The sequence below is a fragment of the Microbacterium helvum genome (assembly GCF_014779795.1).
In the GTDB taxonomy this organism is placed as follows: Bacteria; Actinomycetota; Actinomycetes; order Actinomycetales; family Microbacteriaceae; genus Microbacterium; species Microbacterium helvum.
This window is the reverse complement of record NZ_JACXZS010000005.1, coordinates 227,719-239,594: the sequence shown is the minus strand read 5'-3', so window position 1 is coordinate 239,594 and position 11,876 is coordinate 227,719. Positions and strand designations below refer to the sequence as shown.

Here is an 11,876-nt window from a genome sequence, read left to right as displayed (position 1 = left end):
GGAGTCAGCGCCAGAGGTCGGCGAGCAACGGCACGAGTGCGAATCCCTGCGCGTGGCCGACCTCCGCCGCCGGGCGACGCAGGGTGGGGTCCATGCCACGGGCGCCGAACAGCTCGCCGTGCTCCGCCGGCGGACCGATCAGCTCGGCACGGCTGCCCGCGGCGCGGAGTGCCTCGATCTGCGTCCCTACGTCGAGGCGCCATTCCGCGGGCGTGCGCGTGCGTCCGCCGTACGGCGAGAGCACCAGTACGCGGTCGTAGCCCGTGGCGAGGTCGGCGTTCTCGGCGTTGGAACGGTAGCCGCCGTCCACGTACCACCCGTCGCCGATCCGGTAGGCCGGGCCGGACGAGGTGCTCGCCGCGACGGCATCCACGAGTTCCACGCCGCTGTCGCGGGTGAAGACGACGCCGTCGCCGGTGCGGGCGTCGACCGCGGTGATCTGCACCGGGCGTTCCGGCCAGCGCGGGTCGGGCAGGCGTCCGGCGACGATGTGACGCCACCGCGGCTGCCACTCAGGGTCCGCGGCGGCGAGCTCGAGCGACGAGGCGCCCAGTCGCCGCCGCATGTCGGCCGGATCCGACGACTCCGCGATGATCGCCGCAGTGCGCTCGAGGTGGTTGACGACGGGCCGCGTCGATCCGGATCCGCCACGGCGGTCACCCGCCGACGCCGGGAGCGGCGCGATCGTGGCGGCGTACAGCTCGAGCGGGTCGACGCGCGCCAGCTGGACCGCGGTCGTCGAGCCGGAGGAGGTGCCGATCATGACGTCGACCGTCGTGACGTCGAGCCCCGCCGCGTAGAGGCCGGCCACCACGCCGAGCACCCACGCGTTGCCGGACGAGCCGCCACCGCCGAGGACGAGGGCGCGGGAAAGAGAAGAGGAGTTGTTCATGGGAGTCGCCTTTGCGATGCGCGTGGTGCTCCCGGCGGCGATGAGGTCAGCCGCGCGATCGTGAACAGCGAGGAGCACCCGATACGGATGTTGCGTTCATGGGTGTCACCTCCTGTCGTCGAACCACGATCGCGTTGACGATAGCACGGCCTTCCCGCTCGTTGAGCGAGCGGAGCGAGACGAAACGTGGCCAGACGCTCCCGAGAATCCGGCCGTGGACGCACGTCTGCGGGATGGTGGAGTCCGAACGGCGGCTCGCGGCGTTTCGTCTGCGCTCGTACCTCGCTCCGCTCAACGAACGGGGCGCGGGATGCGGGCGTTCTCAGCGCAGCACGACGTGGCCGGGCGACACCTCGACGAGCTGAGTGCCATCGGGCTCCAGGCCGGCCGGCTCGGGCCTCGCCGAGATGCGCTCCAGCCGGGCACGCGCGCGCACGGGGTCTGCGGTGAGCGCCGCGTCGAGAAGGTGGCGCGTGTACGCGTGCTGCGGCGACGCGAACACCTCGGCGGTGGGGCCGAGCTCGACGATGCGGCCGCGGTTCATCACCGCAGTGCGGGTCGCGATCTCACGCACCACCGAGAGGTCGTGCGTGATGAACAGGTAGGTCAGGTGCAGATCGCGCTGCAGCTGCAGCAGCAGATCGGTGACCTGAGCCTGGATCGACATGTCGAGCGCCGACAGCGGCTCGTCGCACACCACGAAGCCGGGGCGCACCGCGATCGCGCGGGCGATCACGATGCGCTGGCGCTGCCCGCCCGAGAACGCGCGCGGGCGCCGGTGGACGGCATCCCCCTCGATCCCCACCGCGGCGAGCGCCTCGAGCGCGCGCGTGTGCACGTCGTCCCCGGGGGCGAGGACGGTCAGCGGCTCGAGCACGTTCTGCAGCGCGGTGCGGTGCGGGTTCAGCGACGAGAACGGGTCCTGGAAGATGACCTGCATCGACCGGTGATGCGCCGCGCGCTCCGCGCGGGGCAGGGCGGTCAGGTCGACCCCGTCGTAGGTGACCGTGCCGGCGGTCGGCTCCTCCATCTGCAGGATGCAGCGGCCGAGGGTCGACTTGCCGCTGCCGGACTCGCCGACCAGCGCGAGGGTCTCGCCGCGCCGGATCGTCAGGTCGATGCCGTCGACCGCCTGCACGGTCCCGGTCCTGCGGCCCCACGCGTTGCGCAGCGGGAACGACTTGACCAGCCCGTCGACGCGGACCAGCTCGTCTGTCTGGACGCTCATGCGTTCCCTCCCTCGACATCCACAGCCCCGTCGGGTGCGGCCCCGTCGGGCGCGGCCGGCGCCGCCGCCAGCAGCGTCTTCGTGTAGGGATGCTGCGGCTCGGCGAAGACCCGGTCGACCGGGCCGGTCTCGACGATGCGGCCGTCCTTCATCACGAGCACGTCATCGCACACCGCCGCCACGACTCCCAGGTCGTGCGTGACGATGAGGACGGTCAGCGCGCGCTCGGCCTGCAGCGTGCGCAGCAGTGCCAGGATCTGCGCCTGGATGGTCGCGTCCAGCGCCGTCGTCGGCTCGTCGGCGAGCAGCAGCTCGGGCTGTGCGAGCAGCGCCATCGCGATCATCGCGCGCTGCCGCATGCCGCCCGACAGCTCGTGCGGGTAGCGCGACAGCACGCGGTCGGGGTCGGGGATCCGCACCGCGACGAGCGCCTCACGGGCGAGAGCCGTGGCCTCGCGGCGTCCGACCTTCTGGAAGCGCTGCGCGACCTCGGTGAGGTGGCCGCCGATGCGCACCAGCGGATTGAACGAGGTCATCGGATCCTGGAACACCATCGCCGCCGGCAGCCGGCGGCGCGGCAGCTCGGAAGTGATGTCGGCGCCGTCGAGCGTCACGCGCTCCCACGTGCGCCGCGCGCCGTCCGGCAGCAGGTCCAGGAGCGACCGCAGCAGCATCGTCTTGCCCGAGCCGGACTCGCCGACGATCCCCACGACGCGGCCGCGCGGCACCTCGAAGGCGACGTCCTCGAGCACGCGCACGCGGCCGCCGGTGCGGCCCGGAAGATCGACGGTGAGACCGTCGACGCTCAGCAGCACGTCACGCCGGCTTGCGGCATCCACACCCATCACGCACCCCCTTCGCTGACCGACTGCCGCAGGGCGTCGCCCAGCACGTTGAACGACAGCACGGTGAGCAGGATCAGCACACCGGGGATGAGCGCCAGGTACGGCGCGGCCTGCAGGCTGTCCTGCGCGGTCTCGAGCAGGCTGCCCCACGACGCCATCGGCGGCTGGATCCCCAGGCCCAGGAAGCTCAGCGCCGACTCGGTGAGGATCGCGTTCGAGATGCTCGCGGTCGCCGCGACGATGATCGTCGGCGCCGCGTCGGGCAGCACGTGGCGCGCCACGACGAGCACGCGGTTCACGCCGATGTAGCGGGCGTAGCCGACGTACGGACGCTCGCGCAGCGACAGCGTCTCGGCGCGCACGAGGCGTGCCGTGGCCATCCACGAGAATGCGCCGATCACGAGGGTGATCGTCCACAGCCCGGGCTTGAGGAAGACGCTCACGACGATGACGAGCACCATCCACGGGATCGACGAGAGGAAGTCGACGAAGCGCATCAGCAGGTCGTCGAGGCGTCCGCCGGCATACCCGGCGACAAGGCCCACGACGACGCCGATCGCGGTCGCCGCGGCCATCGCCAGGATGCCGACCGTCAGCGAGATGCGACCGCCGTACACGACGCGAGAGAAGTAGTCGCGGCCGAGCTCGTCGGTGCCGAACCAGTGCTCGGCGCTCGGCGGCTGCCAGCGGGCCGCGAGGTCGGTGGTCGTCGGGTCCAGGGGCAGCAGCGGCGCCAGCAGCGACACGACCGCGAGCAGCACGAGGAACGCGATCGCCAGGAGCGCAGACACCGAGCGGAACGAGCGGGTGCGGTGCACGAGTGCGCGGGCGTCGAGCGCGCCCTCGACATCCGGAAGGGAGGTCATGAGCCCGCTCCGATCCGGATGCGGGGATCCACGAGGACGTACAGGATGTCGGCGATCAGGTTGCCGACGATCACGAGCACCGCCGACAGCAGCAGCACCGCGAGGATCACGGGGTAGTCGAGGCTGCGCGTCGCGGTGAGGAAGTAGGGGCCGACGCCCGGCCAGCCGAAGATCGACTCGGTGACGATCGCGCCGGTCACGAGGATTGGCAGGGCCAGGCCCAGCTGCGTGATGATCGGCAGCATGACGTTGCGGCTGACGTGGCGCGACAGGATCTGCCCGCCCGAGGCGCCGAAGCCGCGCTGCACCAGCACGTAGTCCTGCGACAGCTGGCTGATCGTCGCCGAGCGCACGTAGCGGGCGAGCTCGGGGAAGAACGCGACCACCAGCACCAGGAACGGCATCACGAAGTGCGCGAGGAAGTCCAGCGGATCACCCTGCTTGCCCACCGAGTGCATGCCGATGATCGGGAACCACCGCAGCACGTAGCCGAACACGTAGATGACCAGCAGCGCGAACCAGAACGACGGCGTCGCGATGCCGATGCCCGCCAGTCCGTCGATGACCTTGTCGACGGGCTTGCCGCGGCGCGAGCCGGCCAGGAGCCCCAGCACGACCGCGAGGACGAGCGCCACGAGATACGCCGGCGCCACCAGCACGATCGTGTTCGGGATGCGGACCGCGAGCTCTTCGGCGATCGAGTGGCGGCTCGCGAGCGAGTAGCCGAGGTCGCCCTGCACCACGTGAGACAGCCACAGCCCGTACTGCACGAGCATCGGCTGGTCCAGGCCGTACCGCTCACGGATCGCCGCGACGGTCTCGTCCGACATCTGCGGCGTGGTGATCGAGTCCACGACGTCGTACGGCGCGGCGTGCACGAGCAGGAACACCACGAACGTCACCAGCAGCAGCATCGGGATGACCTGCAGCAGGCGGCGCAGGATGTAGACCGCCATCGTTCCCCCTTCCGGCGGACGCACAGGGATGCCGGCGGCCTCGGCCGCCGGCATCCATCCGGTCCTTACTTCTCGGTGAGAAGTCCGAAGTTCTCCAGAGTGTAGATCGGAACGAGCTTCGCGTCCTCGACGCCGCCGATCCGCGGGCCTACCGCGAGGATCTTCAGGTTGTCGGCGAGGGGGAAGACGACCGCGTCCTCGGCGATCTGCGCCTGCAGATCGGCGTAGATCGCCTTGCGGGCGTCGGGGTCGAGCTCGGTCGCTCCCTGGTCGAACAGCGCGTCGGTGGCGGGGTTCGAGTACGAGAAGTAGTTCGCCGAAGCGCCGGTGCGGTACAGCAGGCTGTACGCGTCGGGGTCCTGGCCCATGATGTAGCCGCCGAGGAACGCGTCGTACTGCGAGTCGGCGCCCTTCTCGATCTCGTCGAAGACGGCCGCGGGCTCGACGCCCTTGAGCTCGACCGTGATGCCGGCCTTGCCCAGCTGCTCCTGGATGAGCGTCGCCTCGGTGGTCTGCGCGGGGTCCGCGCCGGCGTACGCCAGCGTGAACGTCAGGTCGGAGACGCCGGCCTCTTCCAGGAGCGCGGCCGACTTGTCGGCGTCCTGCTCGTACTTCTCGACGTCCTCGGTCGCGAACGCGTTGCTCGGCGGGAGGATCGTGTAGGCGTTCTGGTAGTAGTCCTCGCTGAGGAACGCGGCCGTGTTGATGTCGTCACGGCTCAGCGCGAAGAAGATCGCCTGGCGCACCTTCGGGTCGGTGAGCTTCGCGGCGTTGAGGCCCAGGTAGGCGACGCGACCCTCGGCGTAGGGGTAGACGTTCAGTCCCGCGCCCTCGAGCTCCGTGATCTGATCGGGCGTCGCGAACGACGCGTCGACCTCGCCGGTCTGCAGCGCCGTCTTGGTCGTGTTGGCGTCGGCCACGATGCGCAGCGTCAGCTTCTCGATCTTCGGCTTCGGGCCGTAGTAGTTCTCGTTCGCCTCGAACGTGAGGTACTGGCCGCGCTGGTAGTCGGTCAGCTTGTAGGGGCCCGAGCCCACCGCGAGCGGGTCGAGCTCGGTCACCGAGAAGTCGGTGACGTCGCCGTACACGTGCTCGGGGATGATGTACGTCTCGGTCGCGATGTTGCTGAGGGCCGCCGCGCTCACGCTCGGCAGGTGGAAGACGACGGTGCGGTCGTCGGTCGCCTCGGCGGTGATGGGCTGGTCGCCGACGTACAGCAGATCCGCGTTGCCGTTCTCGCGCACGGCCTTGTTCGTGTAGGTGAAGACCACGTCGTCGGCGGTGAGCGGCTCGCCGTCGGACCACTTCAGGCCCTCCTTGAGCGTCACGGTGACCGACAGGCCGTCGTCGGCCGGCTCGATCGACTCGGCCAGCTCATTGACGACGGTGCCGTCGCCCTCGACGCGCGCCAGCGGCGAGTAGACGATGTTCGTCGCGGTGAGACCCCAGCGGTCGCTGACGTTGATCGGGTTCAGCGACGACGGGTCGCTCGCGATGGCGTAGGTGAACTCGCCGGTCTGCTCGGCGGAGGTGGACTCGGGGGCCGATCCGCCCTGGGCGCAGGCGGCCAGCGTGAACGTCGCGGCCAGCGCCAGCGCGATGGGCGCGATCACTCGTCTCTTCGTGAGCTTCGGGGTCTTCATGAGTCTCGGGATCCTCTTCGCTGTGCATGCGACCGAATGGACGCACGCTCGAGCCTAGGCGGGCTCCGGCGCGAGCGGCTTCGGGAGGGCGAAGAATTGCGAAGTGTGACAGCGCTGTCCCGTGCAGATTCTCGCCGCGGAGCAGCGCGGAGTTCTCACCCTGCGCATCCGGCACGGGTGCGTGCAGGCGCGGACCTAGGCTCGAGGGATGCTCCTCAACTCCCCGGTGACCCTTGAGAACTCGTACGTCCGGCTCGAACCGCTCTCGCACGACCACGCCGCCGACCTCGCAGCAGCGACCGTCGGCCTCGAGCACACGTGGTACACCTCGGTCCCCACGCCGGAATCCGTCGGCGACATGATCGCGCAGCGTCTGGAGTGGCGCGACGAGGGCCACATGAACCCGTTCGCCGTGCGTCGCCTCGACACCGGTCGCGTCATCGGCAGCACCACCTTCTGCAACATCGACCAGCCCAACCGGCATGTCGAGATCGGCTACACGTGGATCGGCGTCGAGGCCCAGCGCACGTTCGTCAACACGGCGTCGAAGCTGCTGCTGATCGGGCATGCCTTCGACGCGTGCGACGCGATCGCGGTCGAGTTCCGCACGCACTGGCACAACCGCCAGTCGCGCGCCGCGATCGCCCGCCTCGGCGCCAAGCAGGACGGCGTGCTGCGCAACGCCCGCCTCGGCCCCGACGGCACGCTGCGCGACACGGTGGTGTTCACGATCCTCCCCCACGAGTGGCCGGCGGTGCGCCTCGGCCTGCGCGAGCGCCTGGCCCGCGGCTGACGCTTCGGGTTCGGGATGCCGGCGGCCACGGCCGCTGGGCCCACGCGCCCCGAGGCTCCGCGCAGCGCGAAGCGATGCGTGGAGTGGGCGTGGGGAGCATCCACCACCCCTCAGCCGTCGATGACCGCGACGAGCTCGTCGAGGAAGGCGTTGAAGTCGGTGCCGCGGCGCACGATGCGCTGCACGCTGTCGCGCTCGCTGAACACCTCGACGAACTGCTCGAACACCGTCTGGAACGCCTCGCGGTCGCTCTCTGAGAACGCCACGAGGGCCACGACCTGCACGCGCGAATCGCCCCACGGGATCGACGGGTCGGCGATGCCGATCGCGATCGCGGTGCGGGATGCCGTCATCTCCAGGGCGTGCGGCACGGCCAGGGCATCGGTGAACGCGGTCGACGACAGGCGTTCGCGATCTATCGTCCGCTCGATGTAGACGTCGTCGATGACACCGCGCTCGCGCAGCAGGGAGCCCAGATCGCGGATCACCGCCTCCTCGCCCGCCGGGCCGAGTCCCCGCACGAACGCCGAGGGCTCGAAGTAGCGCTCGAGCTCGGCGCGCAGCCGCGCGAGGCGCCGGGAACGGCGGATGCGTCCGGCCGCGGCCTGCACCCGCTCGACGTCGGAGTCGGTGAGGAACGGCTGGATCCGCACGATTCGATCCGCGGGATCCACCGGATCGATCGTGGTGAGCACCAGGTCGGTGTCGATCGACGCCCAGTCCGGGTCGACCCGGGTCTCGACGCCCACGACCTCGATCGCCTGCCCGAGCGAGCGGTCGACGCTCGAGCGCAGCAGCTCGTGCAGGTCGTAGTAGCCCGGGCACACGATCGTGGCCGTGAGCAGCTGGTCCGCACGGCGGCTGCGCTCCAGGCGTCCGCCGACGTGCATGGCGATGTAGGCGATCTCGTCGTCCGGCAGCGGGATGCCGAGCCGCTGCTGCAGCCGGGCGGCGATGAAGACCGCGACCTCGAAGATCATCGGGTACGTGGACTTGAGCGAGCGGGTCAGCGGGTTGCGCGACCACGCCTGCTCGCGCGCCCGGTGCATCAGGTTCTGCACGTGCAGCGCGAGGCGCGAGATGAAGTCCTCGTGCGCGATGTCGACGAGGAACTCGTCGGCCGCGGCGGTGACGACGTCGCGGACGACCGCCTCGGTCTCGGGGTCGAGCCCGGGAAGAGTGGATGCCGCACCCCCGGCGTCAGGGGCGACCACCCTGGTGAGGACGAGCGTCGAGAGGTGCTGCAGGTCGGCGGTGCCCAGGCGCACGCCGAGGTGACGCTCGGACAGCTCGGACAGGATCTCGGCGACCTGCATCTGCGTGGGGCGCTCCCCCGCGTCCGCGGGCTCGGCCGCGTCCAGCGGCCGGTCGCGCGAGACACGGTCGGCGGCGATCGCGATGTGCATCACGACGTCGGCGATCCCGAACTCGTTGACGAACCAGCCGAGCTCGCCCAGACGTGCCACGAGCTCGGTCTTGAACGGGCCGAACGCCTGCGCGCCGACCGATCCTTCGCCGAGGGTGCGCCGCAGCGCCGAGAGGTCGAAGGAACCGGCATCCATCTCGTCGTGCGCGAGCGTGGACAGCAGCCGGCGCTGCGCCCCCTCGGTGCCGCGCAGCCGCGCGCGCGACGCGGAGCGCTCGAGGGTCAGCTCGGTGCCGCCGAGCAGCCCGCGCACGCGGGCGAGATCGGCGTCGAGGGTCGCGGGCGACACGTGCAGGACCTCGGCGGTCTCGAAGACGTCGATGCCGTCCGGCGCGTCCAGCAGGGCGCGCACCACGGTGTGCAGCCGATCGCGGGGCGTGCCGGCGTCGGCCTCGACACGCAGGGCCGCAGCCGCATCCGGGCCCGCGCGATAGCCCTGCGGTCCCGACTCGATCGCGGCGCCGCCGGCGACGCGGGCGTTCGCCGCGGTCACGTACGAGCGGATGCTGCGCGGCGTCACGCCCAGCGCGTCGGCGAGAGCGGATGCCGTCATCCAGTCGCCGTCGCGCACGAGCAGTCCGAGCACACGATCTTGACGGGCCCGGGTCACGAGCCCAGTCAACCACGCAGCCCCGTCGAGGCCGCGGGTTGAATCGGTTCACTTGCGCTGTTCGTACGCCCTAGCCGCGCAAACGTGTACGAACAGCGCAAGTGAACAGTTCATTCGGGCGCGGGCGGGGCGGCGGGTGGGGAGGCCGCGTTTCCGCCCCTGCGGAAGAAGGAGTGGTTGTCGACTCCCAGGGGTTTCACAAGAATGGGCCGAAAGGAGGCGGATCGATGAGGATCCTGGTGGTCTGCGGAGCGGGTGCCTCGAGCACCTTCGTCGCACAGCGCGTGCGTCACGCAGCCCACGAGCAGGGTCTTGATTACACCGCCTTCGCAGGCACCGAGGCGTCGCTTCCGATCGACCTCGATTCCGCCGACGTGGTCCTCGTGGGTCCGCACCTCGTCCATGCGATCGATCGCATCGAACGGGATGCCGCACCGCGCGGTACGACGGTGGTGCTGCTGCCGCCCGACATCTTCACCGACCGGGACGGCACGCGCACGCTCGCGCTGGTGCGTGCCGCGGTCGGGAGCCCCGGGGGGCCGCTTCCGGCCGCGGGCGCGCCCGGCGGGCCGGACGGATAAGACCGACACGACAGCGACAGCGACAGCCCAGAAGACCCAGACAGAGAGGTCCCCGATATGCCACCCGTCTCCCGCACCGTCCGCATCGGATCGGCGCACGGGCTGCACGCCCGGCCCGCGAAGCTGTTCGCCCAGGCGGCGAAGGACGCCGGCATCCCGATCACGATCGCGAAGGATGCCGGAAGCCCGGTCAACGCGGCGAGCATCCTCGGGGTGATCGCGCTGGGGATCGAGCAGGGCGACTACGTCACCCTCACCGCCGACGGCGAGACCGCAGAACGCACTCTCGACACGCTCGCCGAGCTGCTGACGACCGACCACGACGCGGAGGCCTGAGATGACCGAACCCCTTGTTTCCCGAGAGCTGCGAGGTGTGGGGATCGGCCTGGGTGTCGCACAGGGCCCTGTCGCGCGCATGGCCGAGCCCGCCCCGGCGCCTTCGGACGCGCCCAGCTCGCTGACCGCCGACGAGGAGAAGGCGCGCGTCGCCGAGGCCGTCGCCGCCGTCGCCCGCGAGCTCGAGTCCCGCGGCGCCCAGGCGGGCGGCGCGGCGCAGGAGGTGCTCGAGGCGCAGGCGATGATGGCCGAGGACCCGAGCCTCGCCGACGAGGTGAACGCGCGCATCGCGCAGGGACGCACCGGCGAGTTCGCCGTGTTCGACGCGTTCGCGTCCTTCCGCGATCAGCTGACGGCGCTCGGCGGCTACCTCGGCGAGCGCGCGGCCGACCTCGACGATGTGGCCCAGCGCGTCATCGCGCGGCTGCGCGGCGAGCCGGCACCAGGCGTGCCCGACCCCGGGCATCCCTTCGTCCTCGTCGCCAAGGACCTCGCGCCCGCCGACACGGCGCTCCTCGACCTCGACAAGGTGCTCGCACTGGTGACCACCGAGGGCGGTCCCACGTCTCACACCGCGATCCTCGCGCGCGAGAAGTCGATCGTCGCGGTCGTCGGCGCGACCTCGGCCACGGGTCTGCGAGACGGCGAGACGGTGATCGTGGATGCCGCAGCCGGCGTCGTGACCACCGAGCCCACCTCCGACGAGCTCGAGCGTGCGAACCGGCGCGCCGCCGACCGGGCGGCCGCGGCATCCGCTCCCCTCACCGACGGCGCCCTCGCCGACGGCACCGCGATCCCGCTGCTGGCGAACCTCGGCAACGCGGATGCCGCCGCCGAGGCGGTCGCGCTCGGCGCCGAGGGAGTCGGGCTGTTCCGCACCGAGTTCCTGTTCCTGAGCTCGAGCCAGGCGCCCACCGTCGAGCAGCAGCGGGAGGCGTACACGAAGCTGCTGCAGGCCTTCCCCGGCAAGAAGGTCGTCGTGCGCGTGCTCGACGCCGGCGCCGACAAGCCGCTGGCATTCCTCAACGACGCCCATGAAGAGAACCCGGCACTGGGCCTGCGCGGCATCCGCGCACTGCGTGCGAGCGAGGACATCCTGCGCGAGCAGCTGACGGCTCTCGCCGAGGCGGATGCCGCCACCCAGGCGGACCTCTGGGTCATGGCGCCGATGGTGGCGACGGTCGAAGAGACGCGCTACTTCGTCGACCTCGCGCGGGACTACGGCATCAAGACCGCGGGCGTGATGGTGGAGGTGCCGTCCTCGGCTCTGCTCGCCGATCGCGTGCTCGTCGACGCCGACTTCGCATCCATCGGCACGAACGACCTGACGCAGTACACGATGGCCGCCGACCGTCTGCTCGGCTCGGTCGCCTCGTTCCAGGACCCGTGGCATCCGGCCGTGCTGCGGCTCATCCGCGAGGTCGGCGATGCCGGCCGCGCGAACGGCAAGCCCGTCGGAATCTGCGGCGAGGCGGCGGCCGACCCGCTGCTGGCCGTGGTGCTCGTCGGCCTCGGCGCGACCTCGCTGTCGATGGCCCCGACCGCGCTCGCCGACGTGCGGGCAACCCTGCTGCAGCACACCCTCGACCAGGCGCGCACCATCGCCTCGGCCGCCCTCGCCGCGTCCGACGCGGCATCCGCCCGCGCCGCCGCCCAGGAGGCCGCGCGCAGCTAGACCCTGACCAGGGCCCAGCGGCCAC

General features: G+C 71.1%; 11 protein-coding genes. 4 read left to right on the top strand and 7 right to left on the bottom strand.

The features are described from left to right. Positions 1 to 4 precede the first annotated feature (4 nt). From IF188_RS09825 to IF188_RS09800, 6 genes are all read right to left on the bottom strand, one after another. On the bottom strand, positions 5 to 892 hold the full coding sequence (locus tag IF188_RS09825; protein ID WP_191171604.1) for a patatin-like phospholipase family protein: 888 nt from the start codon (positions 890 to 892) through the stop codon (positions 5 to 7). A gap of 322 nt (positions 893 to 1,214) precedes the next feature. After that, positions 1,215 to 2,120: an ATP-binding cassette domain-containing protein gene (locus IF188_RS09820; protein ID WP_191171603.1), complete on the bottom strand. Its 906-nt coding sequence runs from the start codon at positions 2,118 to 2,120 to the stop codon at positions 1,215 to 1,217. After that, entirely contained in the window at positions 2,117 to 2,965 is an 849-nt protein-coding gene (locus IF188_RS09815) for an ABC transporter ATP-binding protein (protein ID WP_191171602.1), read from the bottom strand. The genes IF188_RS09820 and IF188_RS09815 overlap by 4 nt, the downstream gene beginning before the upstream one ends. Next, complete coding sequence (locus tag IF188_RS09810) at positions 2,965 to 3,831, bottom strand: ABC transporter permease (RefSeq protein WP_224751681.1); 867 nt, start codon at positions 3,829 to 3,831, stop codon at positions 2,965 to 2,967. The genes IF188_RS09815 and IF188_RS09810 overlap by 1 nt, the downstream gene beginning before the upstream one ends. Beyond that, the gene (locus IF188_RS09805) at positions 3,828 to 4,841 is read right to left on the bottom strand and encodes an ABC transporter permease (RefSeq protein ID WP_224751680.1); all 1,014 of its coding nucleotides are present in this window, start codon (positions 4,839 to 4,841) and stop codon (positions 3,828 to 3,830) included. The genes IF188_RS09810 and IF188_RS09805 overlap by 4 nt, the downstream gene beginning before the upstream one ends. A gap of 11 nt (positions 4,842 to 4,852) precedes the next feature. After that, the gene (locus tag IF188_RS09800; protein ID WP_191171601.1) at positions 4,853 to 6,430 is read right to left on the bottom strand and encodes an ABC transporter substrate-binding protein; all 1,578 of its coding nucleotides are present in this window, start codon (positions 6,428 to 6,430) and stop codon (positions 4,853 to 4,855) included. Between the two features lie 208 nt (positions 6,431 to 6,638). Between IF188_RS09800 and IF188_RS09795 the strand changes: the two genes are divergently transcribed. Continuing rightward, the gene (locus IF188_RS09795) at positions 6,639 to 7,223 is read left to right on the top strand and encodes a GNAT family N-acetyltransferase (protein ID WP_191171600.1); all 585 of its coding nucleotides are present in this window, start codon (positions 6,639 to 6,641) and stop codon (positions 7,221 to 7,223) included. 110 nt (positions 7,224 to 7,333) lie between these two features. Here the strand turns inward: IF188_RS09795 and IF188_RS09790 are convergent, their stop codons facing one another. Continuing rightward, positions 7,334 to 9,202, bottom strand: coding sequence for a BglG family transcription antiterminator (locus IF188_RS09790; protein ID WP_224751707.1), 1,869 nt, complete (start codon positions 9,200 to 9,202; stop codon positions 7,334 to 7,336). 284 nt (positions 9,203 to 9,486) lie between these two features. On the opposite strand from IF188_RS09790, the gene IF188_RS09785 reads away from it, so the two are divergent. The 3 genes from IF188_RS09785 to ptsP all read left to right on the top strand — a co-directional run bounded on the left by IF188_RS09785 (position 9,487) and on the right by ptsP (position 11,851). Then, complete coding sequence (locus tag IF188_RS09785; protein WP_191171598.1) at positions 9,487 to 9,840, top strand: PTS sugar transporter subunit IIB; 354 nt, start codon at positions 9,487 to 9,489, stop codon at positions 9,838 to 9,840. 57 nt (positions 9,841 to 9,897) lie between these two features. Next, positions 9,898 to 10,176 (top strand): HPr family phosphocarrier protein, encoded by a 279-nt coding sequence (locus IF188_RS09780; RefSeq protein ID WP_191171597.1) that lies wholly within the window; start codon positions 9,898 to 9,900, stop codon positions 10,174 to 10,176. A gap of 79 nt (positions 10,177 to 10,255) precedes the next feature. Then, complete coding sequence (gene ptsP / locus IF188_RS09775; RefSeq protein WP_396652762.1) at positions 10,256 to 11,851, top strand: phosphoenolpyruvate--protein phosphotransferase; 1,596 nt, start codon at positions 10,256 to 10,258, stop codon at positions 11,849 to 11,851. Positions 11,852 to 11,876: the final 25 nt, after the last annotated feature.

Coding starts and splice junctions, on each gene's coding strand:
- IF188_RS09825 (WP_191171604.1), bottom strand. CDS start 892: ATGAACAACTCCTCTTCTCTTTCCCGCGCCCTCGTCCTCGGCGGTGGC.
- IF188_RS09820 (WP_191171603.1), bottom strand. CDS start 2,120: ATGAGCGTCCAGACAGACGAGCTGGTCCGCGTCGACGGGCTGGTCAAG.
- IF188_RS09815 (WP_191171602.1), bottom strand. CDS start 2,965: ATGGGTGTGGATGCCGCAAGCCGGCGTGACGTGCTGCTGAGCGTCGAC.
- IF188_RS09810 (WP_224751681.1), bottom strand. CDS start 3,831: ATGACCTCCCTTCCGGATGTCGAGGGCGCGCTCGACGCCCGCGCACTC.
- IF188_RS09805 (WP_224751680.1), bottom strand. CDS start 4,841: ATGCCGGCGGCCGAGGCCGCCGGCATCCCTGTGCGTCCGCCGGAAGGG.
- IF188_RS09800 (WP_191171601.1), bottom strand. CDS start 6,430: ATGAAGACCCCGAAGCTCACGAAGAGACGAGTGATCGCGCCCATCGCG.
- IF188_RS09795 (WP_191171600.1), top strand. CDS start 6,639: ATGCTCCTCAACTCCCCGGTGACCCTTGAGAACTCGTACGTCCGGCTC.
- IF188_RS09790 (WP_224751707.1), bottom strand. CDS start 9,202: ATGACGGCATCCGCTCTCGCCGACGCGCTGGGCGTGACGCCGCGCAGC.
- IF188_RS09785 (WP_191171598.1), top strand. CDS start 9,487: ATGAGGATCCTGGTGGTCTGCGGAGCGGGTGCCTCGAGCACCTTCGTC.
- IF188_RS09780 (WP_191171597.1), top strand. CDS start 9,898: ATGCCACCCGTCTCCCGCACCGTCCGCATCGGATCGGCGCACGGGCTG.
- ptsP (WP_396652762.1), top strand. CDS start 10,256: ATGGCCGAGCCCGCCCCGGCGCCTTCGGACGCGCCCAGCTCGCTGACC.